Below are 25,217 nucleotides of genomic sequence, written 5' to 3' on the forward strand. Positions count from 1 at the left end.
GCCATGCCTTCCACGTCGCCGTGAGCAGGCCACCTTCCGTCCGCGCTCGAGCCAGCGGTTCGCTAGCGCAGTGCAGCTCCGAACCATTGGGACAGTGCTTCCTTCAGCCCCGCCTGAGTTCCGTCCCCCGTCCATGCCACATGTCCGTCGGGTCGGATCAGCACGGCGGTAGGAGCGCTGACCGGACCGATCACCGGAAGGTTCCATTCGCCGTCGTACGTTGCGTCCACCAACTGCACCCGGCCAGCCCACGGTTCCAGGTCGATGCTGCCTGGTGCTCCGAGGTTCAGGAGCACTGCCCCGGCTTTGTGCAGGAGGGTGAACACGCGCTGCGGGCCTTTGGCGGTGACGATGTCGAGGTCGGGCATGCGGCGACCGAGCAGCGGGTGCCCCTCACCCAGGTCGTAGCGGACGTCAAGCCCGGAAATGAGCCCGGCCAGTCGTTTTCGTGCCTCGTCGATCGTCAGCAGATCGGCTGCGGTATCGGCCAACGCACCGACGCGCGGGTCGGCCCGTTGCATGAGAGCCTGCGCCATCGTGTGCTTCAGTGCGCGGGCACCGGCGGGGTGCCGCTCGGCGTGGTAGGTGTCCAGCAGGCTGTCCGGCGCGACACCCTTGACCACCTGGGCGAGCTTCCAGCCCAGATTCACGGCGTCCTGGATTCCGAGCCCGATTCCCTGACCACCGGACGGAGAGTGGATGTGCGCCGCGTCCCCGGCCAGCAGCACGCGGCCGCTGCGGTAGGCCGCGGCCTGCCGTGTGGCGTCGGTGAACCGCGAGATCCAGGCCGGAGAGTGGACTCCGAAGTCGGTGTCATAGATGTCGGTCAGCGCTTTGGCGAGGTCGGCGAGAAGTGGCTCGGTCACCGGTCCAAGGTGCTTCTCCGTGACAACCACCCGCGTGGTTCGCCCGTCCTCCATCAGGTGGAGACCGTGGACCCCCACCTCGTCGATGCGCATTCCCGTCGGCGTCTCCTCGGTCACCTCCACTTCGGCGATCAGGCTGCTCCTCGTGGCATTCCAGCCGGGGAAGTCGATGCCTGCCGCTTTGCGGACAGCACTCCGTCCGCCGTCCGCGCCCACCAGATACAGCGCGCGCATCGGCTCGCCGTTTGAGAGGCGCACCTCAACGCCGCTGCTGTCCTGAGCGAAACCGACCACCTCCAGCCCGCGATGGACAGGCACGCCCAGCTCCTCAATCCAGCCGGCCAGGATCCGCTCAATACGGTTCTGCCAGAGGCCGAGCGTGTACGGGTGTCGGGTTGGGAAGTCGCTCATGTCCAGCATCGTGGTCCCGAAGAACGCCGCCTGGACGGGCTGGCCCTCGGCGAGGAAGCGGTCAGCGATCCCGCGCTGGTCGAGGATCTCGATCGTGCGCGAGTGGAAGCCGCCCGCACGCGAACCCACCAATTCCGGTGTCGGGCGGCGCTCCACGATCGCTGCATCTACGCCCGCCAGGGCAAGCTCACCGGCCAGCATCATCCCTGTCGGACCGCTTCCGGCAATGATTACGTCAACCATTCCAACCCCGCCTCTTCAGCCGTTCAGAGGCACCGCTTCCGGTGCATCCGAGCCAGTGTGAGGCATGACCCGGGTCTTGCGGCAAGCCCCCTCGCCAGAGGTACATTGGAAATGGAAGGGACCTGCTCATTCGCCCAACCGCCGGCGTGAGAAGCATCAGCGCCCCGGCAGGACTTGCGGTTCTGCTGCTGCCCTTATGTTGTTACCGGCTGAAGCCCGCGACTGTTTGCCGCCATCAGCCGGTTACCGTGTCGCCGTGCCGGTGGGCGACCTTCCAGGCACCGTCCTCGCGTCGATAAGTTTGCGTTACCCGGAGCACATAGCTGCGGGGTTCGCCGTCGACTGAGGCTGAAGTATGTTCCAATCCCGCTGTATATGCCATGTCACCCACGACGTCGTAGGCGAGCAACTCGAATCTGTACGAGGTGCAGTCAGAGAACTGCTCGGCAAGGCCGGTGAACAATTCGGTTAGTTCCTGCTGTCCGAAGGCATTTCGCCACGCGCCCAGAACACTCACGGGTTCGTTGCGCGACCAGAGCGCCCTGCGTGGGGCGGCATCACCGTTGTGCATAGCGAGTTCGGCATCGTGCAGCTCGGTTTTCACCCAGTTCAGGAAATCGGCACGGTCGCTCATGCCACCAGTATGCTCCCGGCACCACGACCACTGCGAGGTCCCGGTCGGTTGTGCCCCTCGAACCTTATTGATCAGAGCTTGGCGTCGGTTGGTCTGGACAGGCGGGGATGCCGGGAACAAGATCGGAGTATGGCTCTTTCACAGCCGGAAACGGTCCTCGAATTTATTCGTGCTTTCCGCGAGCAGGACGCCGGCCTCGCGCTGTCTCTGATGTCGGATGAGTTCACCTTCACCAGCCTGCAGGATGACCACCTCGATCGAGACACCTGGCTGGAGCGGTGCTTCCCAACGGCTGACCACTTCGATTCACCGCCTACAACCCTGCAGATCGTCGAGGTTGGCGGTGTCGTGCTTCACCGGTACGAGTACAACGTCGCCGGACGCACCTACCGTAACGTCGAGGCCAGCCGAGTGCAGGACGGACTGGTACACGAAGTCGAGGTGTACTTCGGAGGAGCCGTATAACCAGAAATTCCCAAGGGGCCGGGTGATTACTGGTAGGCAACGCACCCACTTCATCAGGAGCCCATCATGGCATCGGCACTCGTCTGTTCCTGCCCCGTCACCGGGCACGTCGTCCCGATGCTCGCGGTCGCCACCGGGCTGGTGAACCGCGGCCACAGCGTCCGTTTCCTCACCGGTCAACGCTATGCCTCACGCGTCGCCGCCACTGGAGCCACGTTTCTCCCGCTGCCGGCCGAAGCAGACTTCGACGACACCAAACCGGACGAGGAATTCCCCGGCCGGGTTGGCCTCAAAGGCCCGAAGGGCATGCGATACGACCTCACCAACATCTTCATGCGCCCGGGCAAAGCCCAGTACGACGCCGTCCAGTCGGCCCTCGGCGCCACGCCCACCGACGCTGTGCTTTCGGACCCGCTTTTCATGGGTGCTGCCCTGATGCTCAACACGCCGCGAGCCAATCGCCCGGCTATCGTGAGCTGCGGGATCACGCCCCTCAGCCTCGCCAGCCGCGACACCGCCCCCTTCGGCCTCGGTATCCGACCCATGCCCGGTCCCATCGGCCGCGTCCGCAACCGCGCGATGAAGGGGGTGACCGAAAAGGTGATCTTCGGGCCGGTGCAAAAGTATGCCAACGAAGTGGCGCGCAGCGTGACGCGCAAGGGCTTCCCCGGTTTCTTCATGGACTGGCCCCGCCGGGCCGACATACTCGCCCAGTTCACGGTCCCCGAGTTCGAGTACCCACGCTCAGACCTACCGGACAATGTTCACTTTGTCGGCCCCGTTTCGCAGGGCGGCGGAAAGGACACCACGGACCTCGCTTTGCCCGAGTGGTGGGACGACCTCGACGCGGGCCGTCCCGTCATCCACGTCACCCAGGGGACAGTCGCCAACCGCGACTACAACTACCTCATCCGCCCCACCATCGACGGCCTCGCGAACGACGACGTTCTCGTGGTCGTCAGCACCGGTGGCCGCCCCGAAGACACGCTCACCGGACCGCTGCCCGACAACGTCCGCGTCTCCTCCTACCTCCCGTACGACGAGCTCCTCCCGAAGACAAGCGTCCTTGTGACCAACGGCGGCTACGGGGGAGTGCAGTTCGCTCTGCGGCACGGTGTGCCGCAGGTGGTCGCCGGCCAGAGCGAGGAGAAGACGGAGGTGTGTGCCCGCGTCGCGTGGTCAGGCGCCGGTATCAATCTACGCATCAACCGTGCCAAGCCCGACGACGTCGCCAAGGCGGTGCGGAAGATCCTCGCCGATCCTTCCTACCGCGAGGCAGCGGGACAGATTGGGAAGGCCATCAAGGCGTCACGAGGGGTGGATGCATTGGTGGACCTCGTAGAGGAGGAAGTTCAGCGATGAAGTGGTGCAAGTCCGACACGGGGCCATGCCGTCATGAAAGGGCGTCGATACCTGCAACGCCGGATATGCTTCCTTGATTGTTACGGGAGCGATGTCGCTCACTTCAGGGGGAATAGTGCAGGGACTCAACTTCACCGCTATCGATTTCGAAACTGCGAATAGTAATCGCGGGTCCGTATGCGCGGTCGGACTGACTAAAGTGCAGGGCGGAACGATCGTCGATTCGGCGTCGTGGTTGATTGAACCACCTGCTTCAATGGGGCATTTCGACCCACGGAATATCTCAGTCCACGGCATTCGAGCCAGGGATGTTGTTGGAGCAGTCAAGTGGGAAGCGAGCCTTCGCCGTATCCTGACCTTCGTTGGGTCCGACGTACTGGTTGCACACAACGCTTCCTTCGACCGATCCGTGCTGCGGAATGCGTGTACCGAGTCAGGCTTTGAACCACCAGAGCTCACATTCCACTGTTCAGTGGACCTCGCCAAGCGCGTCCTCGATCTGGGAAGCAACAAGTTGCCCCTGGTCGCAAAGGCTCTCGGTTTGGACCCATTCGATCACCATCATGCTGGGGCTGACGCTGCTGTCTGCGCGCGGGCTGTGGTTGCTATTGCTCGAACGCGAGGTTTGCACACGATCGACGAGTTATGGCCGGCAGTGCGCCGAACCGCTTCCCCAGGCTCGTCCCGGTACCAGCGGTCGCCTGCACTGGCCGAGCTTCCGCAGCCGAACCCTGCTGCGGATCCAGCTCATCCGCTTTATGGGCAGGTCGTTGTATTCACTGGTGACCTAGCCACCCTCGAACGCTCTGAGGCCATGCAGTTGGTGGCCGATTTCGGCGGTCTGAACGGCAACAACATCACCAAGAAGACGACCATGCTCGTCATCGGCCAGCAGGATGTGACCGCCGAATCCGTCACCCTCTCCCACCGCACCGGGAAGGAGCGGAAGGCGTTGCAGTACATCGAGGCTGGTCAGAATATCCGCCCTGTGAGCGAGAAGGAGCTGTTGGGCTGGTTGTTGCACGCTCCCGCATCAAAGCAGGAACTCGTGGGTGTTTCATCACCACTGTCCGAACCAACCTTCTCTGCTCAGCGGAGCGGGGCTCTTGAGGAGACGGCAGGCAAACTCGGGACGGTTTTGATGGGCATCCTGAAATGGGTGGGAAGCAACCGCCGGTGAAATCGGAGCGAAGGGCGATTGCTGCCGCTCCGGGAGGAAAACACGTCTGAGGTGCGGTTGGCGCGCTGAAACCATGAACATCGAGGTGTAGCAAATGACAGAAACAGGTTCAACGACCGACAGTTCCGGCCCGGAGGACTCCTCGGAACCGAATCGCCAGGGCAAGATCCTACGACTGGTTGATACAGCGCTTAACCTGCAGGTGCCCGCCGCCATCGCCTACGTCGACAGACTTCGGGCGAAGGACCCTCAAGCCTCGCCAAAGGATCTTCTGAAGAAGCTAAACCGACGGTTCTTGGCGGCGACGTCCGCAAGCGGGGCTTCCGTCGGTGCCGCAGCCGCGGCACCCGGAGTTGGCACAGGAGTGAGTCTGGCGCTCTCCGCAGGTGAATCGGTGGTTTCGCTGGAAGCGACCGTCTTCTACGTGTTCGCTGTAGCGGCAGTCCACGACGTGCGCATCCAAGAGATCGAACGGAGACGCACCCTCCTTTTCGCTATCCTGCTCGGGAACAGCGCCGACCGCGTTGTTCACGATGTAGCGGGCAGAACGGGAAAGCACTGGGCCAAGGCTGCGATTGGGGCGATCCCGATGGAGAGCATCCGACGAGTCAACCGTGTGCTGGGCCACAATTTCGTCACGAAATACGGTACGCGCCAGGGTGTACTTGTATTGGGTCGAACAATCCCATTCGGACTGGGAGCGGCCATCGGCGGCGGAATGAACTATGCCATAGGGCAAGCGGTGGTGAAATCGACGAGCCGGGTCTTCGGTCCACCACCCGATTCGTTCGTGCGACTCTGAGGAAGGGGCATCACCCTACAAGCGCGGACAACAGGGATGGAAGCACTCCTGAGAACATCGCCAGGACCGTTCCAAACGATGCAAGTGCCCAACCGACGCGCCGTCGTCGTGCTTGGTCGACCGTGAGGCGTAGTTCCTGAAAAGCCGCCTCCAGTGCGCTTGGCTGCGTCTGAGGCTGCGGATTCTTGTGCCAGGTTTGCGGTCGCGCTGCGGCGACGCTCACCATCGAGATTTGCTCGGCAGTTAGAATCGGTCGCCGATGGTTGAGGAAGCGCAGTAGCTGACGAGGCGTAAGGACTGCAATATCTGGGTGCTTCTCGCGCACCGTGAGGGTCTTGGCCCCGACGATAACGACTACACCACTCACATTGACAGGGTGGCTAACTGCAGCCGACAAGAGCTTGGAGGCGCGTTTCGCTTCATACACGGCATTTGGGATGTGGCGTTGACGCTGCCCTGCCACCATGAGCGTGTTCTTCGCAGTCCATACCGCCTGCCCAGCATGGCGCTTGGTGTTCACGGTGAAAACGCCACAGGGCCCAATAAGCACATGATCAATGTCCGACGAACCCCGGCCAACTGGAACGGCATGCAGCACCGTCCACTCGGGACCAAGCTGGGTCAATAGGCCTCCAACCTCCCGTTCACCGAGGGCACCCCAATACCAGGGCGCGCTCTCCGCGCCCAAGGGGCGAGCGCCAAAGAGCCGACCGATGGCAGAACGTGGCGGATCCTGTCGGTGAGCCTCGATGAGCTCTTCGATGACCGAGTGCCCGGGAATTCGGGTGGTCAGAGTTTCAGTCTGTGACGGTTGCGGCCGGGCAGATAGTGGCTGTGCTTCGGACATTGTTCCCCCAAATGTCGATTTCCTCCTCGAAGAGTAATCGATTGGAGAATTACTCCACAGGTCTGCAACGCCGACGGCTCGCGACGCCAGGGGAGTATCGCCGTCGTGAAGAGGCCCCGGACCATTGCTTCTGCCGTTTGTGCGGAGGATCAAGGACCCTACCCCTGGCTGAGGTGACCTGCTGAGGGGTGCCGGAAATTCATAGCAAAAGCATCCGAATGGGCGCATGCTTGCCTTGTCGGGGGTACAGGAGTGAAGAGATGAATATTGCGCTGTGGATAATAGCCATCGCTCTAGCGGCTTTCTTTCTCGCCGCCGGAATATCGAAGACTTTCCTGCCGATTGAGAAATTGGAGGCACAGGGACTCACCTGGGCGAGGGACAAGCCCGGTTATGCGCGCACCGCTGGAGTGTTTGAGATCCTCGGTGCCCTGGGGCTGGTCCTTCCCGGTATCTTCCGGATAGCCACATTCCTGATCCCGGCAGCAGCCATTGGTTTGGCGCTGATCATGGCCCTGTCGATCGCGTTTCACATCTCGCGAGGGGAGAAAGGGTTCGCCATAAACATCGCGGCTTTGCTGCTGGCGGTGTTCGTGGCGTGGGGACGTGCCACAGAGTGGGCGTTGTGAGTTGAGGACATCGTGCGCCGCGAAAAAAGCGGCGCACGATGCACTACCAGCTAAAGCCGCGCGGATTCCTTCTCGCGGTCGTCCTTTTCCGGGCCTGCCGGCTTGTAGGACTCCCAGAACGTGGCCCCGGTGATGCCGAGGGGCCGCGGGTCGAAGACCGGATCGAGGCCGAGCTTCTGCTGGCGCTCGAAGTCCTTGAGCGCCTGGAACGCAGGCTTCTGCAGGATCAGGATGCCGATGATGTTCAGCCAGGCCATGAGGCCAACCCCGATGTCGCCCATCGCCCACGCGTCGGCGGCGGTGTTCACGCAGCCGTAGGCGACGGCGATGAGGATCGCCACCTGCAGGGCCATGGTGGTCACCCGGCCGACGCTCGCCCGGAGACCGGGAATCATGGTGTGCGATGAGTTGCCTACGAGGAAGCGCAGGTTGGTCTCCGCCATGTAGTAGTAGGCGATGACCGTGGTCAGGCAGAAGAAGATCAGCGTGATCGCGATGAACGCGGCGCCGAAACCGGGGAAGACGGAGTCGAATCCGGTCTGCACGAACTGCGGTCCGACGGTGGCCGTGGCCGACAGCAGGCCGCCCTCGACGAGAACCTCACCGTCTTCGGTGCCTCCGGAGAAGACGCGGTAGGCGCCGGTCGAGAGAATCAGGAAGCCGGTGGCCGAGCACACGAACAGCGTGTCGATGTAGACCGCGAAGGCCTGCACCAGCCCCTGCTTCGCCGGGTGCGACACCTCGGCGGCGGCCGCGGCGTGCGGACCCGTTCCCTGGCCGGCCTCGTTCGAGTAGACGCCGCGCTTCACGCCCCACATCACGGCCAGCCCGATGACGGCACCGAGTGCCGAATCCATTCCGATGGCGCTGCGGAACACCAGGGAGATGATCTCCGGCAGCTGAGCGGCATTGATGAAGACGACGATCAACGCAAGGACGATGTAGCCGACGGCCATGAACGGCACGACGAACGCCGCGACGCTGGCGATACGCTTCACGCCGCCGATGATGACAAACGCCAGAGCGATGACGGAGCCGACGGCAACGACCAACGGCGGGATGGTCCATGCGCCGCCGATCGCGGTGGCCATCGAGTTGGCCTGGACACCGGGCATCAGTACGCCGGCAGCCAAAACGGTCACGGCGGCGAAGACGTACCCGTAGACCTTGAAGAAACCGGCACCCTTGGTGTGGGCGAACGCGCGGGAGAAGTAGTAGGCCGGGCCGCCGCGGTACTCGCCGGTCAGCGGGTCGCGGGTCTTATAGATCTGGCCAAGGGTCGACTCGATGAATGACGTCGACGCGCCCAGGAAGGCGACCACCCACATCCAGAACAGGGCACCGGGTCCGCCGAAGGCAATCGCGGTGGCGACGCCGGCGATGTTGCCGGTGCCGACGCGGCCGGACAGGGACATCGCCAGGGCCTGGAACGAGGAGACGCCCGAGGGGGACTGCTCACCCCGTACCAGCTGCTGGATCATTCCCTTGACATGCCGCACCTGCAGGAAGCGCGAACGGACGGAGAAGTAGACGCCGGTCGCGAGGCAGAGATAGACGAGCCAGTCACTCCAGATTACGCCGTTGATAGCCGATAGGACATCGCTCATAAGTGTGGGATCCCTCCAGGAAAGAGCGCGAATGATGCGGTGGGTGCCGCCGTCGTCGGTGGACGTCGTGGCGGGCACCACACCAAAACCTGTGAAGGTTCTCACAAAGCATCAGGGTTAGTCCATTTGGCAATTTCTCACACACGCAATCGGCCCACCTCCTGGGTAGGAGGTGGGCCGAAAGGCAAGCTGGAGCTTGAGGGTTACCGGTTGTCGACGAGGTTGGCTTTGTCGACCTTGCGGTGGAAGCGCATGCCGGCCAGGCCGCCGAGGATCGCACCGACGAGGGCTACGACCGCGGCAACGATTGCCGAGATGATGCCTGCTGTGGTCAGGTTCTCCGCGGTGGGGATCTGCGGGAACGTGTTGAGCTGGGCGAGGATGTTGAACTGGTCGCCGGCGATCGCACCGAGGATGCCGACGATAATCGCAATAACGATCGCCCACACCCACACGGCGATGCCCTGCTTCATACCGTTGAACCGCGCCATTCGGCCCGCGACGTAACCGCCGCAGAAGTAGGCGAGGAACAGGATCACGGCCAGGATGATCGCCCCGATAATTCCGGCGGTCTGCGGGTCCTGCGTGGCTTGGCTCGCCACGTTCGTGTTCGTTGCATTACCGATAACTGCGCCGAGCGCGGCGGCCAGGGCGGTCAACAGCACGCCGGTTCCGGTGGCGGTGAGCCAACCGAAAAAGGCCGAACCGATCTTAACGCCGCCGAATTCTTCTTTCTCCCGTTCCAGCAGGTGGTCCCGCTGGTCCCGGTCGATGTCATTGCGCCGGGTGTGGTCCCCGTCGATACCGTTTGATCCGCTATGGGCGGATCCTGCGCTGGTGCTCATGGTCTCTCCTAAAATCTGTCTTCGTGCGAGGGATGGGGAGCGATTGTTAGCGTCCCTTGCGGACTTCGACGTCGTCAGTGTCGATCTGCTCCTTGCGGACTTCCTCGGTGACGGTCTGCTGCTCGGTGACGGTTTCCTTGTCCAGGCGGACCCGCTCGACCGGTACGGTTTCCTTCTGAATTACGGGGCGCTCCTCGTGGAGGACGACCTCGTGCTCTTCCTCGCTGATAGCGGGGCCGGCGAGGGCTTCATCCCGGTTGGCGTCGGTGATCGGTTCACGCTCGATGCGGACCTCTTCGCGCTGGACCGGGATCGTCTTGGTGACATTCTCCGTGACGATGAACTTGCGCAGCCGGGCACGGCCGGCTTCACGGCGTTCGGTGCCCACGCGGAGCTGCTCTTCCGAGCGGGTCATTGCGTCGTCCGTGGTCGGGCCGGAGGTGTCATGGCCGACGGTGTCGCGGTCAGACTCGTAACCGCCGGTGGTTCCGGTGCCGTAATCGGCGGTGTCATAGTTGCCGGTCGAGAGGCCGTAGTAGCGGTAGAGTTCGGCCTCTTCCTGTTCGCTCAAGTGACCGTCAGGAGCAACGTTGGGTGCGTCCTTGATCTTGGCCTTGGAGTATCCGACGCGGACGTCGTTGCCCTCAAGTGTGGCGCCTTCAAGCGGTGCGAAGGACTCGTTCGTGCCGAAGAAGCCGGTGTTGACGGTGGCCCAGGTGGGGTTGCCGGTGTGATCGTCGACGTAGATCTGGCCGACGGAGCCGACGCTGCTGCCGTCGTTGTCGATGACTTTGCCGCCGGATTCGAGGATTTGGGAAATGTTGTCCTGGGAAATCATGATGGTCTCCTTCGTGAGATAGCAAGCCTGCTGATTACTAGGCTACCTTACGAAATGCCGGAGTGTCTTTCAGGAGGATGACTGGAACCAACCTCCGCCGTCGTCGGCTTCTGATCGCGTACTGATAAAGTCGGTACAAAGTAATGCCGTCCCGCCGGCGCTGATCCAGCGCGGGCTATCGGCCCCCAGCAGGGCGTCCGCCCCGAAGCACCTTACCGCCGGTATTTGAGCTCCGGGCTTGTTCGCCCGACATAGAGATCGGATCCCATGACCAGGACTTCACGCCACTCCTCAGGACGAGCGGGCCAGACACCTCCCAAGCTGGACAGGGGTGCCATGCGCATCGTTGCGCTTGGTGGCCTCGAGGAGATCGGCCGCAACATGACCGTGTTCGAATACGGCGGCAAGCTGCTCATCATGGATTGCGGCGTGCTCTTCCCGGAGGAACACCACCCGGGAGTGGACCTGATCCTTCCGGACTTCTCCTACCTGCGGGACCGCCTCGACGACATCGTCGGCCTGGTGCTGACCCACGGGCACGAGGATCACATCGGCGCTGTTCCGTACCTGCTCCGCGAGCGGGCCGACATCCCCATCATCTCCGCGCGCCTGACGCTGGCCTTCATCAAGACCAAACTGCAGGAACACCGCATCACCGCGAAGACCGTGCAGGTGAAGGAGGGCGACCGGAAGAAGTTCGGGCCCTTCGACCTGGAATTCCTTGCGGTGAACCACTCCATCCCGGACGGTCTCGCGATGGCCATCCGTACCCCTGCCGGGCTCGTTCTGGCCACAGGCGACTTCAAGATGGACCAGTTTCCGCTGGACGGCCGGATCACCGACCTTGCCGGCTTCGCCCGCCTTGGCGAGGAAGGCGTGGACCTCTTCCTGCCCGACTCCACCAACGCCGACGTCCCCGGCTTCCAGATCTCCGAGCAGGACCTCGCGCCGGCCATCGACGAGGTGCTCCGCACTGCCCCTCGCAGGGTCATCGTCTCCAGCTTCGCCAGCCACATCCACCGCATCCAGCAGGTCATCGACGCCGCGCACCTGTACGGGCGGAAGGTGGCCTTCGTGGGCCGCTCCATGGTCCGGAACATGAAGACCGCACGCGAGCTCGGCTACCTGACGGTGCCCCGCGGCCTGCTGGTGGACTTCAAGGAACTCGACAAGATGGATCCGAAGAAGGCCGTCATCATCTGCACCGGGTCACAAGGCGAGCCGATGGCTGCCCTGGCACGCATGGCGAGCCAGGACCACATGATCGACCTGACCCAGGGCGATACCGTGCTGCTGGCCAGCTCACTGATCCCGGGCAATGAGACCTCCATCTACCGGCTTATCAACGACCTGACCAAGCTCGGCGCCAACGTGGTGCACAAGGGCAACGCGAAGGTCCACGTGTCCGGTCACGCCAGCGCCGGTGAGCTCGTCTACTGCTACAACCTCGTACGGCCGCGCAACGTCATGCCGGTACACGGTGAGCACCGCCACCTGAAGGCGAACGCCGAGCTGGCCATCAAGACCGGTGTGGAGCCGAAGAACACCCTCGTTGTCGAGGACGGCACCACGATCGACCTCAAGGACGGCGTTGCGCGCGTCTCCGGCAAGGTCACCGCCGATTACGTCTACGTCGAGAACATGGTGGCCGGCGCCGCGACCGAGGAGTCCCTCCAGGACCGCATCCGCCTCGCCGAGGACGGCGCGCTCACCGTGCTGGCCATCGTCAACCCGGACACCGGACGCCTGGAGGAGGACCCCGAGTTCTTCCCCGTGGGCTGGGCCCCGAAGGACGGCGAGCTGGGCAAGGCGACCGACATTGTCGAGAAGACTCTCGCCGGGATCAAGGGCGAAAAGACGGGCCCGGATGCGGAGCGTGCCATTGCTGACGGTCTGGTCCGCTGGTCCGATCGCTCGCTGCGCCGGAAGCCCGTGGTCACGGTCATCATCGTCGACGCCTGAGTCTGAACCGGGCCGCTTCTTTCGTTGAGGCGGCCCGCCTGAACCTGCCGGTCTGATCGGCATATGCTCTTCCAATACGTTCGAACGGATTGGATGCACATGAGCCGCAGTTACGTCATCGATTCGATTCCCGGCGACGGCATTGGCGTCGATGTCACTGACGTCGCGATGCAGTGCGTCGACGCGGTCGCAGGGCTCTACGGCTTCGATGTCCAGTGGCGGGTCCGCGACTGGAACAGCGACCTCTACCGCACAACGGGGCGCATGATGCCGGTCGACGGCATCGAGCAGCTCAGCGACGGTAACGGCATCTACCTCGGCGCGGTAGGCACCCCGGACGTGCCCGACGACGTCACCCTCTGGGGACTGCTCATCCCCATCCGCCGCGAGTTTGACCAGTACATCAACCTCCGCCCTATGCGGCTGCTGCCCGGCGTCACCGGTGCCATGCCCGGCATCGAGGATCTGGACATCGTGGTGGTGCGCGAAAACGTCGAAGGCGAGTACTCCCAGATCGGCGGGCGTTTCGGCACCGGGACCGACGGCGAGTTCGCGGTCCAGGAGAGCGTCTTCACCAGGCGCGGTATCGCCCGGGCCGCACGCTATGCCGCGAACGCTGCCACCGAACGCGGCGGACGCCTTGTCTCCGCGACGAAGTCCAACGGCATCATCCACACCATGCCGTTCTGGGACGAAGTGGTGGCCGAGACGGTCAAGGAGTTCCCCGGCGTCGTCGTCGAAAAGGTACTCATCGACGCCCTGGCGGCCCGGGTGGTCATGAAGCCAACGAGCATCCGGACCATCGTCGCGTCGAACCTGTTCGGGGACATTCTGTCCGACCTTGTGGCGGGCGTTGCCGGGTCCATCGGCATTGCGCCGAGCGCCAACCTGAACCCTGAGCGGCGGCACCCCTCCATGTTCGAGCCCGTGCACGGTTCCGCTCCGGACATCGCGGGCAAGGGGATCGCCAACCCCGTCGGCGCTCTGTGGGCCGCGGCGATGATGCTCGACCACCTCGGCGAGGCCGACGCCGCCCGCTCCCTAACCTCGGCCTTCGAAGGCACCCTCGCGGACGGCACTGCCACTCCGGATCTGAAGGGCACCGCAACCACGGCGAAGTTCGCCTCCGAGGTGCTATCCCGCCTGTCCTAAACGGCAGGGCTAAGCGCCGTCGCGTGAGTATTGGAGCAGAACCACGCCATTGCCGAACGTGCGGGCCCCATCGAGCTTGAGGTCAAGCATGATGTCCGGAGACTCGAACAGCGGGCGGCCCTTGCCCAGCACCACGGGGTGGACGCAGATGTGGAATTCGTCGATGAGGCCGAGCTGCATGAAGGTGGAGGCCAGGTTGGCTCCACTCAGCGCGATGTCGCCTCCAGCCTGAGCCTTGAGCTCCGCGATCCGTTCAGGCACGACGTCGGGAACCACCGTAGTGTTCCAGTCGGCCTCCGTGAGGGTCCGTGAGAATACGAACTTGGGCTTCTCGCGCCAGATTCCGGCGAACTCGACCTCGACCGGGGAACTGTCCGGATCCTGGTCGGCGGTGGGCCAGAACTCTGCCATGAGCTCGTGGGTGACGCGACCGTCCATGAACGCCCCCATCTCCCGGCACTTCTCGTTGAAGTAGCGGTGCAGTTCCTCGTCCACGCGATGCCAGCTGATGTCGCGGTCGGGCCCCTCGAAGAATCCGTCCAAGGACACGGACATCATCAGGATGATCTTGCGCATTCGGCTACCTCCAGCGGCGAGAGGCGGCGTGGCCGCCGTCGTGCGTTCCAGTGAAGCACTCCGCGGTCCGTCGGAAAAGACCCAGCCCATAAGGCGCCGAGAAAATCCATTGACGCAAGCGCCCGCACAGGAGGAGAATCCTAACTGTGTTAGGAAATCCTACTCGCAATAGGTTATCCGAACGGCGTGAGGCTTCCCGCCGGGAGATCGTCAACGCCGCCTGGTCAGTGGCGCGCGAGGACGGACTGGCCGCCGTGACCCTGCGGGAGGTCGCGGCGCGCGTGGGTATGCGGGCGCCGTCGCTGTATACCCACTTCGAATCCCGGAACGCGATCTTCGACGCGATGTTCGCGCAGGCCTGGCGCGACTGCAACGACCAAATGGAAAAAGCGCTCCGCACAGCGCCCCGAGACTCCCTGCGTGAATTCCTGAAGTGGAACTCGCGCACCTTCTTCGAGTTCTGTGTGAGCGATCCACCTCGCGCCCAGCTGATGAACCAGCGCACCATCCCGGGCTTCGAGCCGACGCCGGAATCCTATGCACCCTCCGTTGCGTCCTGGGAACGCTTCCGCGAGGAACTGGCACCGTACGGTGTTACCCGCCGCGAGGACATCGACCTCTATACCGCGATGCTGGGCGGGCTCATCGACGCCCAACTGGCCAACGACCCCGGCGGCAACCGCTGGGAGAAACTGCTGGATCGGGCCGTCGACATGTACGTCGACGCGCTCGAGCCCGCACCCTCACCTCCTTCCTGAAACGCAAGGACTGATTGTCATGAGCACTCAAACCGCTGCTACCGGCACCCGGGAACACCCTCGCCGCCCCGGCCTGGACCACAAAACAGCCATGCGGCTGGCCCGCACCGAATACCAGCGCGGAGCCGACGTCGTCGACGGACTCTCGCCCGAGCAGTGGACGCTGCCCACCGACTGCACCGAGTGGGACGTCCGCGCCATGGTCGCCCACATCTGCGGCATGGCCGCGATGGCAGCAACTCCCTGGGAAACAAACCGCCAGATGAAGGCCGCGCAGAAGGAAGTCGCGCGCAGCGGCGTCGAACCGATCGATGCGCTCACCGGTCTGCAGGTCTCCGAGCGGGCGGATAAGACGCCGGAGCAGCTCACCGCCGAGCTGCACAAGATCGGACCGAAGGCCGCCCGCGGCCGGCGCCGGACGCCATCCCTCATCCGCAACCGCCGGCTGCCCGAGGAACAGTCCGCCGAGGGCATGTCGGAATGGTGGACCATCGGCTACCTGACGGACATCATCCTCACGCGTGACCCCTGGATGCACCGAGTCGACCTCAGCCACGCCACCGGCAAGGAGATGGTTCTCACGGAGGATCACGACGGTGTCCTGATCGACGACGTCGTCCGCGACTGGGCGGCGCGGCACGGCCAGCACTACCGGCTACGGCTCACCGGCCCGGCCGGCGGAACGTGGAGCGAGGGCGACGGCGGGGAAGAGATCGAACTCGATGCGGTCGAGTTCTGCCGAATCCTGTCCCGACGGGCGCCGGGGGAAGGGCTGATGGCGACGTTGGTTCCCTTCTAGAAGCCTCTGTTCCCGCCGTCGGACGGGCACTATTGTCACCTCCCCAGTCCGCTGGGACACTTACGCCATGCCGGATACTGCCCAGCTCAACCGCCCCGCACCGTCGCGCGCCGCAATCTTCGTGGATTTCGACAACGTGTACACGGGGCTGAAAATGCTCGAGCCTGCAGCGGCCGAACGATTCGCCACAGACCCGGGCCACTGGATCACAGCGATCGCGGAGGCGGCAGACGGCATCGAGGGCCGGGCCAGCATGCGTTTCCTCATCCGCAATTGCTATCTGAACCCGGCTATCTACTCGAAATACCGCTCTTTCTGGACGCGCGCCGGTTTCCGCGTCATTGACTGTCCGTCACTGACCCAGCAGGGAAAAAGCAGCACAGACATCAACCTGGTGCTCGACGCGGTGGACGTTCTGGCTAGTGCTTCCCACATTGACGAGTTCTTCATAGCCTCCGCCGATGCGGATTTCACATCACTGGTGCAGCGTTTCCGGGCGGCAGACCGGCGGACCACCGTCATCGTCGCAGGCGCTGTGGCAGCTGCGTACCGTGAGATGGCGGACGCAGTCATTCAGTCCTACGAATTCGTATCCATGCTCGACGCGTCGACAGATGTGGAAGCCACCCAGGAGAGTCAGGCGGCACCGACTGCTCCCCGTGTCACCATGAAGACTTCGCACAAGTCAGCGGCAGACGCAGTTCGAAGTTTCGTCAAGCAGGCTCCCGGGCCCGTGACCGGCGCGATTGTCGCCCACCGGGCGACCGCGGTCGAGCCGCTACTGGCCAATGACTGGGACGGCCACGGGAAGTTCGGTGTCTGGGTCTCGCACCTCGGTGGCGGCATCGAATACTCTCCGACGCCGGCACCCGGTTGGGTCTGGGACTCCCGCCGGTTCTCACATACCGACCTGCCGCGCATCGCGGAATCGCCCGCGCCCCGGATCGGCCAGCAGGTGTGTCGTGTTACGGACGCCCCCGAACTGTCGACGGCGCAGTACCGGCAGATATTCGTATCGATGGAGGCGCTGGCCACGGAATCCACTAACCGTGATGAACTGGCAAAGCGGGTCAGGGACGAGTGCGTGGAGGCCGGTACACCGGTGTCCCGGTCTGCGATCAATTTCGTGATTCAGGGACTGTACGCGAAGGCTCCGCTCGCGGGTGGCGCGAGTGCGGCCGAGCTTGCCGCAGCCTGGGTGCGCAACGTTGAGACGATGTGCCGCATCGCGGGCATGCAGCTCGATCCCGACGAAACTGTGGCCCTAAGAGAGTGGGCCGGCGGGGGACTCGCGTAGCGGGTAGTCACATCCACTCGCGGCGCCGCAGCGGCGGGTGCTCACCGCCCGGACGCTGAACCAGCACCTGGTTCACGCCGTTCAGCCCCCGCTCAAAGCCAAGCGCGCTCGACGCCATATACAACCGCCACACCCGCGCCCGTCCTTCGCTCGTGAGCCGGACCGCCTCGTCCCAGTTCTCCTCGAGATTGTGCACCCAGGCGCGCAATGTCAGGCCGTAGTGTCGGCGCAACGCTTCGACGTCGAGCACTTCCAGCCCGGCCGATTCGAGGGCCCCGACCATCACCGTGAGGCTGAGCATCTCGCCGTCGGGAAAAACGTAGCGGGGGATGAACGAGTCCGGATCCGGCGGCATCTCACCGGCGTTCCACGAGATCGCGTGGTTGAGCAGCCTGCCACCCGGACGCAGCAGGCCCCTCAGATGGGACGCGTATCGTCCGATCTGCTCCCCGCCAACGTGCTCTGCCATGCCGATCGAGCTGATCGCATCGTACGGACCGTCATCGACATCGCGGTAGTCCTGGACCCGGATCTCGATCCGGTCGGAAAGCCCGACGTCGGCCGCCCGCTTCCGTGCGAGAGTCGCCTGCTCTTTCGAGAGCGTGACGCCCACGACGTCGGCTCCGTAGTTCTGCGCCGCATGCAGTGCAAAGCTGCCCCAGCCGCAACCCACGTCCAGCACTCTCATGCCCGGCCGCAAACCGAGCTTCCGGCAGACCAGATCGAGCTTCGCTTCCTGTGCCGCGTCCAGGCCGGTACTCTCGTCCTCCCAGACCGCGCACGAGTACACCATCGACGGTCCGAGGACGAGCGCATAAAAGTCGTTGCCGACGTCGTAATGGTGTGAGATTGCGGCGGCGTCGCGCTTCTTGGAATGGAGGCGCCCCTTTCGGGTGACGTCCATTTCCTCCGGCGGTGGTGCGGGCGGGAGTCCGATAGCACCGACCTGGAAGGCGGTCCGGAGGAGCTTCCAGCGCTCGCCGAGGGTGGGAGGGCGGAAGGCCTTCAGCTCGGCGAACTTGCCGACGGAACTGAGCACGGAGAAGCTTTCGAAGAGGTCACCGGGACCGTCAATATCTCCGGCCACGTACGCACGGCTCAGCCCGAGCTGATTCGGCGACCACAGCATTCGCCGCAGTCCGCGACGGGAACGGAACTCAATTACCGGGGCGTTGACGGGTCCAGCCTCGGACCCATCCCATGCCTGAAGCCGCAGGGGGATTTCTTCGGTGCCGAGGATGATCCCCAGGGCTTCGGCCAATCGCGGCGCCACTCCCTTTTTCTTCGCCATGGATCCTTGTCTACTCCGATCTGTTCGCTGGAACCAGAGGTAACCGATGTCTCGCCGCCCACCTGCAGCGGTCAGCTAGATGATCAGGCCCAGGGCAAAGGGGCCAATAAGGACGGTGAAGAGGGTGATCAGGATGACTCCCACGACGTTGAGTACCGCGCCACCGCGGACCATCTCGGTGATCTTGACCTGACCGGTGGCGAAGACGATTGCGTTGGGCGGTGTACCGACGGGCAGCATGAACGCGCAGGTGGCAGCCAGTGCCGCGGGAATGAGCAGCGTCATGGGATCGACGCCGATTCCTACGGCGACGCCACCGAGGATCGGGATGAAGGTTGCAGCCGTGGCCGTGTTGCTGGTGATCTCGGTCAGGAGCAGGACGATCGTGACCACGGCGGCGAGGAGCAGGATGATGGGCAGTGCTCCGAGCCCGGTCACCTGCTCGCCGAACCAGGCGTCAAGGCCGGTGCCGGCGACGGCGGCGGCGAGCGACAGGCCACCGCCGAAGAGCAGAAGGACGCCCCACGGGAGGCCCCTCTCGGCGTCCTTCCACACCAGGGTCATATTTCCATGCTTGTCCCCGGGCAGCAGGAAGAGCACCACACCGGCTCCGATGGCGACCACGGTGTCGTCGAAGAGGTCGAGCCAGGGCAGTTGCGTGCCGAGGTCGCCTACGCCTGAGAGCAGACCGGGGACAATCCAGCAGAACGCTGCGGCAGCGAAGACGCCCAGGACGATCTTCTCGCCCTGACTCATGGGACCCAGTGCGGCGATCTCGTTGTTGATCAGCTCCTTGCCACCGGGCACCTCGTCGAGATGGAAGCGGAACATGAGCCGGGTGAGGATCAGCCACGCGAGCCCGATGAAGACGATCACGATCGGGACGCCGAGCATCATCCACTGGGCGAAGCCAACCGTGCGGCCCAGTTCCTCACTGATGTAACCGGCCACGATGGCGTTCGGCGGGCTACCCAGCAGGGTGCCGAGGCCGCCGATGGTGGCGGCCCAGGCGATCGAGAGAACGAGGGCTACGCCGAACAGGCGAACATCGCGGTCGTCGATCACGTCGCTAATGGCCTTGCCCGACCGGATCTGCTCCGTCATGTCCTCGGCTGCAGTTACGGCTGTGGATCCGGATCCCGCCCCGGCCCCGGCTCCGGCTCCGGCTGTGGCCGTGGCTCCGGCTGTGGCTCCGGCGTGCCGGCTATTCTCCACCACAAGCGTCAGCACACTGAGTCCGATGGGCAGCATCATCAGCGTCGTCGCAGTGTTCGACACCCACATCGACAGGAATGCGGTGGCGATCATCATTCCGAGGATGATCTGCCGCGGGTGGGTGCCGACCCGACGGAGGGTCAGCAGGGCAATGCGGCGGTGCAGGTTCCACTTCTGCATGGCGATTGCGATGAGGAAACCGCCCAGGAAGAGGAACACGATCGGGTTGGCGTAGGGGGCCGTAACCTCGGACACCTCAAGCGCGGTCAGCACCGGGAACAGGACAATCGGGAGCAGTGATGTGACCGACAGGGGCATGGCTTCGGTCATCCACCAGACGGCCATGAGGGTGGCGACCGCACCGACCACCCGGGCATCCGCTGAGACGTTGGTATTGCCAAGGAGGAGCCAGACGACGGCGGCCAGCAGCAATCCGAGTCCTCGGTAGAGCCATGTCCGGCCGGCCGATCGCTGCGGTCCCAACCTTTCCTCTGGTCGTTCTCCCGTCTGGCCTTGCTGGGCGACGACGCCCTCGGAATCCTGGCTCATGCGTCTGTCCTTATCGATCTAGTGCGGCTGGGGCAGTCCTTCGGTTGGTGTCGGGCGTCGATCTATGTACAGAAAGGATAAAGAAGAAATCACGAATGTGATACAGGTCACGTTCGGCTTGGGCTCAGCGGATCCACGACGCAGCAGGGAGTTCCCTACTGCACCCGCACCTGACCGCCGTCGACGTCCCACCGCGCGTCAAGGCGGACGTTGGCGAGCATCCTGCGGTCATGGGTGACCAGCAGGAGCGCCCCCGTGTAGTCCTCGAGCGCCTCTTCGAGCTGCTCGATGGCGGGAAGGTCAAGGTGGTTGGTGGGCTCGTCCAGCACCAGCAGGTTCACCCCGCGGGCCTGCAGCAGCGCAAGCCCCGCCCGCGTGCGCTCGCCGGGGGAGAGCATGCCGACGCGTGCGGAGGTTTGCTCCGCCTTGAGCCCGAACTTGGCCAGCAGGGTGCGGATCTCTGCCTGGGCAAGCTCCGGCACCGCCGCCTCGAACGATGCGGCCAGAGTCTCGTCCTCGGCGAGCTGGCCGCGTGCCTGGTCGATTTCTCCGACGGCGACGTTGGCACCGAGGGAGGCGGCGCCGTCGTCGGGCTGTTGATGTCCCAGCAGCAGGCGTAGCAGCGTGGACTTTCCGGCGCCGTTGGGGCCGGTGATGCCGATGCGGTCACCGGCGTTGATCTGCACAGAGACAGGTCCCAGCGTGAAGTCGCCCTGCCTCGCCACGGCACCGTTCAGCGTGGCGACCACCGAGCTTGAGCGCGGCGCCGACCCGATACTGAACTGCAGCTGCCACTCCTTGCGCGGCTCCTCGACCTCCTCAAGCCGGGCAATCCGCGACTCCATCTGCCGGACCTTCTGCCCCTGCTTCTCCGATGATTCCATGCTGGCGCGACGGCGGATCTTGTCATTGTCCGGGTTCTTTTTCATGGCGTTCCGGACACCCTGGGAGCTCCATTCGCGCTGCGTCCGGGCCCGTGACACGAGGTCCTGCTTCTTCTCGGCGTACTCCTCGTACGCTTCGCGGGCGTGCCGCTTCGCGACGGCGCGTTCTTCGAGGTAGGCGTCGTAGCCGCCGTCGTACACGGCGACCTGGTTCTGGGCCAGGTCAAGCTCCACCACTGTGGTGACGCAGCGCGCCAGGAACTCGCGGTCGTGGGAGACGAGCACCGCCCCGCCGCGCAGGTTGCGCATGAAGGCTTCCAGCCGGGCGAGCCCGTCGAGGTCCAGGTCATTGGTCGGTTCATCAAGGAGGACGACGTCGAACCGGCTCAGTAACAGCGTGGCTAGGGCAACCCGGGCCAGCTGGCCGCCGGAGAGACCGGTGACGGGTGCCTCCGGTGCTACGCCGGGCGCGACGTCGGCCAGCACCGCCGGGAGCCGGTCCTCCAGGTCCGCTGCGCCCGACGCGAGCCAGTGCTCCAGCGCTGAGGCGTAGCGGTCGTCGGTTCCCTTGATTTCTGTGCCAAGCTCTTCCGCCGCCTTTTCCATGGCCTCTGTTGCGGCGGTGGCGCCGGTCCGGCGTGCGATGTAGGTTTCCACGGTCTCGCCCGGGGTGCGCTCGTGCTCCTGGGGGAGCCAGCCCACGAAGGCGTCCTTCGGCGAGCACATCACCGTGCCGGCGAGCGGCTCATCGACCCCTGCCAGAAGCCGAAGCAGGGTGGATTTGCCGGCACCGTTCGCTCCCACCACTCCTACGACGTCACCCTGCGTGACGGTCAGATCCAGGTTTGAGAAGAGGGTGCGGTGGGCGTGGCCACCGGAGAGCGCCTTGGCCACGAGTGTTGCAGTCATTGATTCAGTCTAGAAGCCGACGACGGCCGCCACCTCCGCTTCAACTGGCTATGTTCATTGCCGTCACGTCGCACGGGCACCGGAACCCTTGACCCTGACCTCTGGGGAGGGTTTAGCTTGAGAACCGACAAGGAAGTTGCACTGTGCAGACACCGGATGGCAAAGCGGCCGCGATCGCGGACTATGGGTTGCTTGGAGACTGCCAGGGGTCCGCCCTTGCTTCGCGAGACGGATCCATCGACTGGTGGTGCCCGCCGCGGTTTGATGCCCCCAGCGTCTTCGGCCGCCTGCTGGACTCGGACGCCGGCCACTGGACAATCCGCCCGACCAGCGAATACACGACCACCCGTCGCTATCTCCCGGGCACCATGGTGCTCGAAACGACGTTTGAGTGCGACGGCGGGGAGGCCCGGGTGACCGATGTCCTGGCGCTTGGTCCAGGGGAACGAGGGCATGAGGTGGGACATGGTTCCCCTCATATGCTGCTTCGCCGGGTCGAGGTCACCCGTGGATCTGTTGAGGTGACGGTCGAGCTTGTGCCAAGACCGGAATACGGCCTGATCACGCCGCACTTCACGCAGACCACCACCGGGTGGGAGATCAGCGGCGGTGCTGACCGCCTGACGTTGACCGCCGGACTCAGCCTCACCGCCGGGGAAGGGTCCATCGGCGGAACCTTCATGCTCGAGGCAGGGGAGGCTGCAGTTTTCGCACTCCGCCACCGGGGCGCCGTCGGTTCCCCACCCGTGGCCGACGACGGCGCCGGTGAACTCGAGAACACCATTGCCGGGTGGCGGTCCTGGAGCGAGATGCACCAGGGCTACCGGGGTGCGTACCGGGAACAGGTGCACCACAGCGCCCTGGTACTCCAGACACTCACCTACGGTCCTACCGGAGCGGTCGCTGCGGCCCCGACCACGTCGTTGCCGGAGGAGCCTGGGGGCAGCGCCAACTGGGACTACCGGTACGGCTGGCTTCGTGATGGCAGCCTTACCCTCAAGGCGCTCTGGGTAGCGGCCTGTCCCGATGAGGCGCAGCAGTTCTTCGACTGGATCACCACGTCTGCCGGAGCACTCGGTGACGGACACCTGCAGATCATGTTCGGCGTCGGCGGGGAGCACGATCTCACTGAACACGAGCTGGACCATTTGGAGGGTTACGCGGGATCGCGGCCGGTCCGCGTGGGCAATGACGCCTGGGACCAGAAGCAGCTTGACGTCCTCGGCGAAGTCTTCGAATGCGCGTGGGTGCTGCGCGAACAACTCGGTGAACTTCCCGCCGAGACCCGGAACTTCCTGGTTGCTGTTGCCGATCGGGCTGCGGAGACGTGGCAGGAGAATGACTCCGGTATCTGGGAAGGGCGGGAAGGAACACGGGATTACCTGACGTCCAAGTTGATGTGCTGGGTGGCTCTGGACCGGGCGGTCAATCTCGCCGACCGCCTCGGCGCCGCGCGTAAGATACCGGCCTGGGAACGCGAACGGGAGAGGATTCGCGGTGCAATCCTCGAAAAGGGCTGGGACAGCAGCGCCCAGGCCTTCACCGGAGCCTTCGGTTCCGACCATCTCGACGCAGGTGTGCTTCTAATGCCGATCATGGGATTCCTGCCGGCTGGTGACGACCGCATGCTGGCCACGCTGGACGCGGTGGAACGGGAACTCACCACCGGCAACCTGGTCCAGCGGTGGACGGGTTCGGGAGACGAAGGCGCCTTCATCATTTGCTCCTACTGGCTGGCCGCTGCCCGCGCCATGGCAGGCCAGCCGGAGCGGGCCCGGAAGATCTTCGATGCAGTCACCGGATACGCCAATGATCTGGGACTCCTTTCGGAAGAAATCGACATTCGGGACGGCAACCTGATCGGGAACTTCCCGCAGGGCCTCTCACACATCGGGCTGATCAACGCGGCCTGGGCGATCACGCAGGCCGAGGACGCGCAGGCCGGACAGGGCGCATAGACAACCACAGACAACCACAGCAGCCGCAGCTACGAATGCATTCCAAACGGGAAACGAGGCGACGTGCCGGTCAGGCGGGGGTGGAAATGCTTTACGGTAGTTTCAACCCCACTGGTGCGGCTGGAAGGTGATCAATTGTTGACAGGCGCTGAAGACGCGGTGCACGGTCCCGCGGAGATCGCTCATTACCTGCCCCCGCACTATCTGGAATCCGCGCTGCGCGAGGATGTGCTCACCGGCCTGACCGCGACGCCAAAGTGGCTTCCACCCAAGTGGTTCTACGACGATCGCGGCAGCCACCTGTTCGAGCAGATCACGGAACTGCCGGAGTACTACCCGACGCGTGCCGAACGCGAGATCCTTGAGCGGTATGGACCGGATATGGCCGCGGCAGCTCCCGCGGAAACGCTGATCGAGCTCGGTTCAGGCTCCTCCAGCAAGACGCCCCTCCTGTTGTCGGCCCTGCAGGAGGAGGGCCATCTGCAGCGGTACGTCGCCGTCGACGTAAGCGACGGCGCACTGCTGGGTGCGGGGGACCACCTCTCCGAGACATTCCCGGAACTGGAACTTAGCCCGGTCGCTGCCGACTTTGAGCACCAACTCCATGTCCTGCCGCGGGAAGGCCACCGCATGGTTGCCTTTCTGGGAGGCACCATCGGCAACCTCGAGCCGGAACAGCGCACACGGTTCCTGGAAAATATCCACGCACTGCTGGGACCCGGGGGCGGGTCCCTGCTGGTCGGAACGGATCTGGTGAAGCCGGCAGAGATACTGGTGCCGGCCTACGACGATTCCCAGGGTGTGACGGCGGACTTCAACAAGAACGTCCTACGGGTGCTGAACCGTGAATTGGGTGCGGACTTCGACGTCGATGAATTCGACCATGTCGCGGAGTGGGTCCCGGACAAGAGCTGGATTGAGATGCGCCTGCGCGCACGGAGACCCATGCTTGTGACGTTGCCCGGCGTGGATCTTCAGGTCCACTTTGAGGCCGGCGAGGAACTGAGAACCGAGATCTCCACGAAATTCAGCCGGAACGCTATCGCAGTTGAACTCGAGGCTGCCGGTTTCCACATCGCGGGCCAATGGAGCGACTCCCAGGACCGCTATGCGGTCACGGTGGCGAAGGCGGTGTAGG

At 64.2% G+C, this 25,217-nt stretch carries 22 protein-coding genes; 12 read left to right on the forward strand and 10 right to left on the reverse strand.

The genetic code is table 11. The annotated features are described in order from the left end of the window. Positions 1-62: 62 nt before the first annotated feature. Positions 63-1,520, reverse strand: coding sequence for an FAD-dependent monooxygenase (locus tag AC4D2M_RS04820; protein WP_490890480.1), 1,458 nt, complete (start codon positions 1,518-1,520; stop codon positions 63-65). 235 nt (positions 1,521-1,755) lie between these two features. Then, complete coding sequence (locus AC4D2M_RS04825; protein WP_490890481.1) at positions 1,756-2,154, reverse strand: nuclear transport factor 2 family protein; 399 nt, start codon at positions 2,152-2,154, stop codon at positions 1,756-1,758. A 129-nt stretch (positions 2,155-2,283) separates the two neighbouring features. On the opposite strand from AC4D2M_RS04825, the gene AC4D2M_RS04830 reads away from it, so the two are divergent. The 4 genes from AC4D2M_RS04830 to AC4D2M_RS04845 all read left to right on the forward strand — a co-directional run bounded on the left by AC4D2M_RS04830 (position 2,284) and on the right by AC4D2M_RS04845 (position 5,963). Further along, complete coding sequence (locus AC4D2M_RS04830) at positions 2,284-2,619, forward strand: DUF4440 domain-containing protein (RefSeq protein WP_490890482.1); 336 nt, start codon at positions 2,284-2,286, stop codon at positions 2,617-2,619. Positions 2,620-2,685: 66 nt separating this feature from the next. After that, on the forward strand, positions 2,686-3,981 hold the full coding sequence (locus tag AC4D2M_RS04835; protein WP_490890483.1) for a glycosyltransferase: 1,296 nt from the start codon (positions 2,686-2,688) through the stop codon (positions 3,979-3,981). A gap of 91 nt (positions 3,982-4,072) precedes the next feature. Then, entirely contained in the window at positions 4,073-5,161 is a 1,089-nt protein-coding gene (locus AC4D2M_RS04840; RefSeq protein WP_490890484.1) for a 3'-5' exonuclease, read from the forward strand. Positions 5,162-5,255: 94 nt separating this feature from the next. Beyond that, positions 5,256-5,963, forward strand: coding sequence for a hypothetical protein (locus AC4D2M_RS04845; RefSeq protein ID WP_490890485.1), 708 nt, complete (start codon positions 5,256-5,258; stop codon positions 5,961-5,963). Positions 5,964-5,973: 10 nt separating this feature from the next. On the opposite strand, the gene AC4D2M_RS04850 is transcribed toward AC4D2M_RS04845, so the two are convergent. Further along, positions 5,974-7,038 (reverse strand): nuclease-related domain-containing protein, encoded by a 1,065-nt coding sequence (locus AC4D2M_RS04850; RefSeq protein WP_490890486.1) that lies wholly within the window; start codon positions 7,036-7,038, stop codon positions 5,974-5,976. 32 nt (positions 7,039-7,070) lie between these two features. Between AC4D2M_RS04850 and AC4D2M_RS04855 the strand changes: the two genes are divergently transcribed. Then, entirely contained in the window at positions 7,071-7,439 is a 369-nt protein-coding gene (locus AC4D2M_RS04855) for a DoxX family protein (protein ID WP_490890487.1), read from the forward strand. Positions 7,440-7,489: 50 nt separating this feature from the next. Here AC4D2M_RS04855 and AC4D2M_RS04860 read toward each other — a convergent pair whose 3' ends face one another. From AC4D2M_RS04860 to AC4D2M_RS04870, 3 genes are all read right to left on the reverse strand, one after another. Next, positions 7,490-9,046 (reverse strand): alanine/glycine:cation symporter family protein, encoded by a 1,557-nt coding sequence (locus AC4D2M_RS04860; RefSeq protein ID WP_490890926.1) that lies wholly within the window; start codon positions 9,044-9,046, stop codon positions 7,490-7,492. A 203-nt stretch (positions 9,047-9,249) separates the two neighbouring features. Next, positions 9,250-9,891 (reverse strand): hypothetical protein, encoded by a 642-nt coding sequence (locus tag AC4D2M_RS04865; RefSeq protein ID WP_490890488.1) that lies wholly within the window; start codon positions 9,889-9,891, stop codon positions 9,250-9,252. Between the two features lie 46 nt (positions 9,892-9,937). Next, the gene (locus tag AC4D2M_RS04870; protein ID WP_490890489.1) at positions 9,938-10,729 is read right to left on the reverse strand and encodes a YsnF/AvaK domain-containing protein; all 792 of its coding nucleotides are present in this window, start codon (positions 10,727-10,729) and stop codon (positions 9,938-9,940) included. 267 nt (positions 10,730-10,996) lie between these two features. On the opposite strand from AC4D2M_RS04870, the gene AC4D2M_RS04875 reads away from it, so the two are divergent. Continuing rightward, complete coding sequence (locus AC4D2M_RS04875; RefSeq protein ID WP_490890490.1) at positions 10,997-12,691, forward strand: ribonuclease J; 1,695 nt, start codon at positions 10,997-10,999, stop codon at positions 12,689-12,691. 99 nt (positions 12,692-12,790) lie between these two features. Beyond that, positions 12,791-13,843: a tartrate dehydrogenase gene (locus tag AC4D2M_RS04880; RefSeq protein WP_490890491.1), complete on the forward strand. Its 1,053-nt coding sequence runs from the start codon at positions 12,791-12,793 to the stop codon at positions 13,841-13,843. A 9-nt stretch (positions 13,844-13,852) separates the two neighbouring features. On the opposite strand, the gene AC4D2M_RS04885 is transcribed toward AC4D2M_RS04880, so the two are convergent. After that, positions 13,853-14,419: a dihydrofolate reductase family protein gene (locus tag AC4D2M_RS04885; RefSeq protein ID WP_490890492.1), complete on the reverse strand. Its 567-nt coding sequence runs from the start codon at positions 14,417-14,419 to the stop codon at positions 13,853-13,855. 146 nt (positions 14,420-14,565) lie between these two features. Between AC4D2M_RS04885 and AC4D2M_RS04890 the strand changes: the two genes are divergently transcribed. The 3 genes from AC4D2M_RS04890 to AC4D2M_RS04900 all read left to right on the forward strand — a co-directional run bounded on the left by AC4D2M_RS04890 (position 14,566) and on the right by AC4D2M_RS04900 (position 17,273). Next, positions 14,566-15,177 (forward strand): TetR/AcrR family transcriptional regulator, encoded by a 612-nt coding sequence (locus tag AC4D2M_RS04890; protein WP_490890493.1) that lies wholly within the window; start codon positions 14,566-14,568, stop codon positions 15,175-15,177. 19 nt (positions 15,178-15,196) lie between these two features. After that, positions 15,197-15,976: a maleylpyruvate isomerase family mycothiol-dependent enzyme gene (locus tag AC4D2M_RS04895; protein ID WP_490890494.1), complete on the forward strand. Its 780-nt coding sequence runs from the start codon at positions 15,197-15,199 to the stop codon at positions 15,974-15,976. A 67-nt stretch (positions 15,977-16,043) separates the two neighbouring features. Then, positions 16,044-17,273: an NYN domain-containing protein gene (locus tag AC4D2M_RS04900; protein WP_490890495.1), complete on the forward strand. Its 1,230-nt coding sequence runs from the start codon at positions 16,044-16,046 to the stop codon at positions 17,271-17,273. A 7-nt stretch (positions 17,274-17,280) separates the two neighbouring features. On the opposite strand, the gene AC4D2M_RS04905 is transcribed toward AC4D2M_RS04900, so the two are convergent. From AC4D2M_RS04905 to AC4D2M_RS04915, 3 genes are all read right to left on the reverse strand, one after another. Continuing rightward, positions 17,281-18,564, reverse strand: coding sequence for a class I SAM-dependent methyltransferase (locus AC4D2M_RS04905; RefSeq protein WP_490890496.1), 1,284 nt, complete (start codon positions 18,562-18,564; stop codon positions 17,281-17,283). Positions 18,565-18,639: 75 nt separating this feature from the next. After that, entirely contained in the window at positions 18,640-20,328 is a 1,689-nt protein-coding gene (locus tag AC4D2M_RS04910; protein WP_490890497.1) for an SLC13 family permease, read from the reverse strand. A 155-nt stretch (positions 20,329-20,483) separates the two neighbouring features. Further along, complete coding sequence (locus tag AC4D2M_RS04915; RefSeq protein WP_490890498.1) at positions 20,484-22,121, reverse strand: ABC-F family ATP-binding cassette domain-containing protein; 1,638 nt, start codon at positions 22,119-22,121, stop codon at positions 20,484-20,486. A 143-nt stretch (positions 22,122-22,264) separates the two neighbouring features. On the opposite strand from AC4D2M_RS04915, the gene AC4D2M_RS04920 reads away from it, so the two are divergent. Together AC4D2M_RS04920 and egtD are read left to right on the forward strand one after the other, a co-directional pair. Next, entirely contained in the window at positions 22,265-24,079 is a 1,815-nt protein-coding gene (locus AC4D2M_RS04920; protein ID WP_490890499.1) for a glycoside hydrolase family 15 protein, read from the forward strand. Between the two features lie 138 nt (positions 24,080-24,217). Beyond that, the gene (gene egtD, locus AC4D2M_RS04925; RefSeq protein ID WP_490890500.1) at positions 24,218-25,216 is read left to right on the forward strand and encodes an L-histidine N(alpha)-methyltransferase; all 999 of its coding nucleotides are present in this window, start codon (positions 24,218-24,220) and stop codon (positions 25,214-25,216) included. Position 25,217: the final 1 nt, after the last annotated feature.

The sequence above is a fragment of the Arthrobacter sp. TJ-270 genome (assembly GCF_058269075.1).

Excerpts from the sequence above, each read along its gene's own strand:
- AC4D2M_RS04820 (WP_490890480.1), bottom strand. The coding sequence starts at position 1,520 with ATGGTTGACGTAATCATTGCCGGAAGCGGTCCGACAGGGATGATGCTG.
- AC4D2M_RS04875 (WP_490890490.1), top strand. The coding sequence starts at position 10,997 with ATGACCAGGACTTCACGCCACTCCTCAGGACGAGCGGGCCAGACACCT.
- AC4D2M_RS04830 (WP_490890482.1), top strand. The coding sequence starts at position 2,284 with ATGGCTCTTTCACAGCCGGAAACGGTCCTCGAATTTATTCGTGCTTTC.
- AC4D2M_RS04885 (WP_490890492.1), bottom strand. The coding sequence starts at position 14,419 with ATGCGCAAGATCATCCTGATGATGTCCGTGTCCTTGGACGGATTCTTC.
- AC4D2M_RS04895 (WP_490890494.1), top strand. The coding sequence starts at position 15,197 with ATGAGCACTCAAACCGCTGCTACCGGCACCCGGGAACACCCTCGCCGC.
- AC4D2M_RS04840 (WP_490890484.1), top strand. The coding sequence starts at position 4,073 with ATGTCGCTCACTTCAGGGGGAATAGTGCAGGGACTCAACTTCACCGCT.
- AC4D2M_RS04855 (WP_490890487.1), top strand. The coding sequence starts at position 7,071 with ATGAATATTGCGCTGTGGATAATAGCCATCGCTCTAGCGGCTTTCTTT.
- AC4D2M_RS04900 (WP_490890495.1), top strand. The coding sequence starts at position 16,044 with ATGCCGGATACTGCCCAGCTCAACCGCCCCGCACCGTCGCGCGCCGCA.
- AC4D2M_RS04915 (WP_490890498.1), bottom strand. The coding sequence starts at position 22,121 with ATGACTGCAACACTCGTGGCCAAGGCGCTCTCCGGTGGCCACGCCCAC.
- AC4D2M_RS04865 (WP_490890488.1), bottom strand. The coding sequence starts at position 9,891 with ATGAGCACCAGCGCAGGATCCGCCCATAGCGGATCAAACGGTATCGAC.
- AC4D2M_RS04880 (WP_490890491.1), top strand. The coding sequence starts at position 12,791 with ATGAGCCGCAGTTACGTCATCGATTCGATTCCCGGCGACGGCATTGGC.
- AC4D2M_RS04910 (WP_490890497.1), bottom strand. The coding sequence starts at position 20,328 with ATGAGCCAGGATTCCGAGGGCGTCGTCGCCCAGCAAGGCCAGACGGGA.
- AC4D2M_RS04850 (WP_490890486.1), bottom strand. The coding sequence starts at position 7,038 with ATGCGCCCATTCGGATGCTTTTGCTATGAATTTCCGGCACCCCTCAGC.
- AC4D2M_RS04845 (WP_490890485.1), top strand. The coding sequence starts at position 5,256 with ATGACAGAAACAGGTTCAACGACCGACAGTTCCGGCCCGGAGGACTCC.
- AC4D2M_RS04860 (WP_490890926.1), bottom strand. The coding sequence starts at position 9,046 with ATGAGCGATGTCCTATCGGCTATCAACGGCGTAATCTGGAGTGACTGG.
- AC4D2M_RS04825 (WP_490890481.1), bottom strand. The coding sequence starts at position 2,154 with ATGAGCGACCGTGCCGATTTCCTGAACTGGGTGAAAACCGAGCTGCAC.
- AC4D2M_RS04835 (WP_490890483.1), top strand. The coding sequence starts at position 2,686 with ATGGCATCGGCACTCGTCTGTTCCTGCCCCGTCACCGGGCACGTCGTC.
- AC4D2M_RS04905 (WP_490890496.1), bottom strand. The coding sequence starts at position 18,564 with ATGGCGAAGAAAAAGGGAGTGGCGCCGCGATTGGCCGAAGCCCTGGGG.
- AC4D2M_RS04870 (WP_490890489.1), bottom strand. The coding sequence starts at position 10,729 with ATGATTTCCCAGGACAACATTTCCCAAATCCTCGAATCCGGCGGCAAA.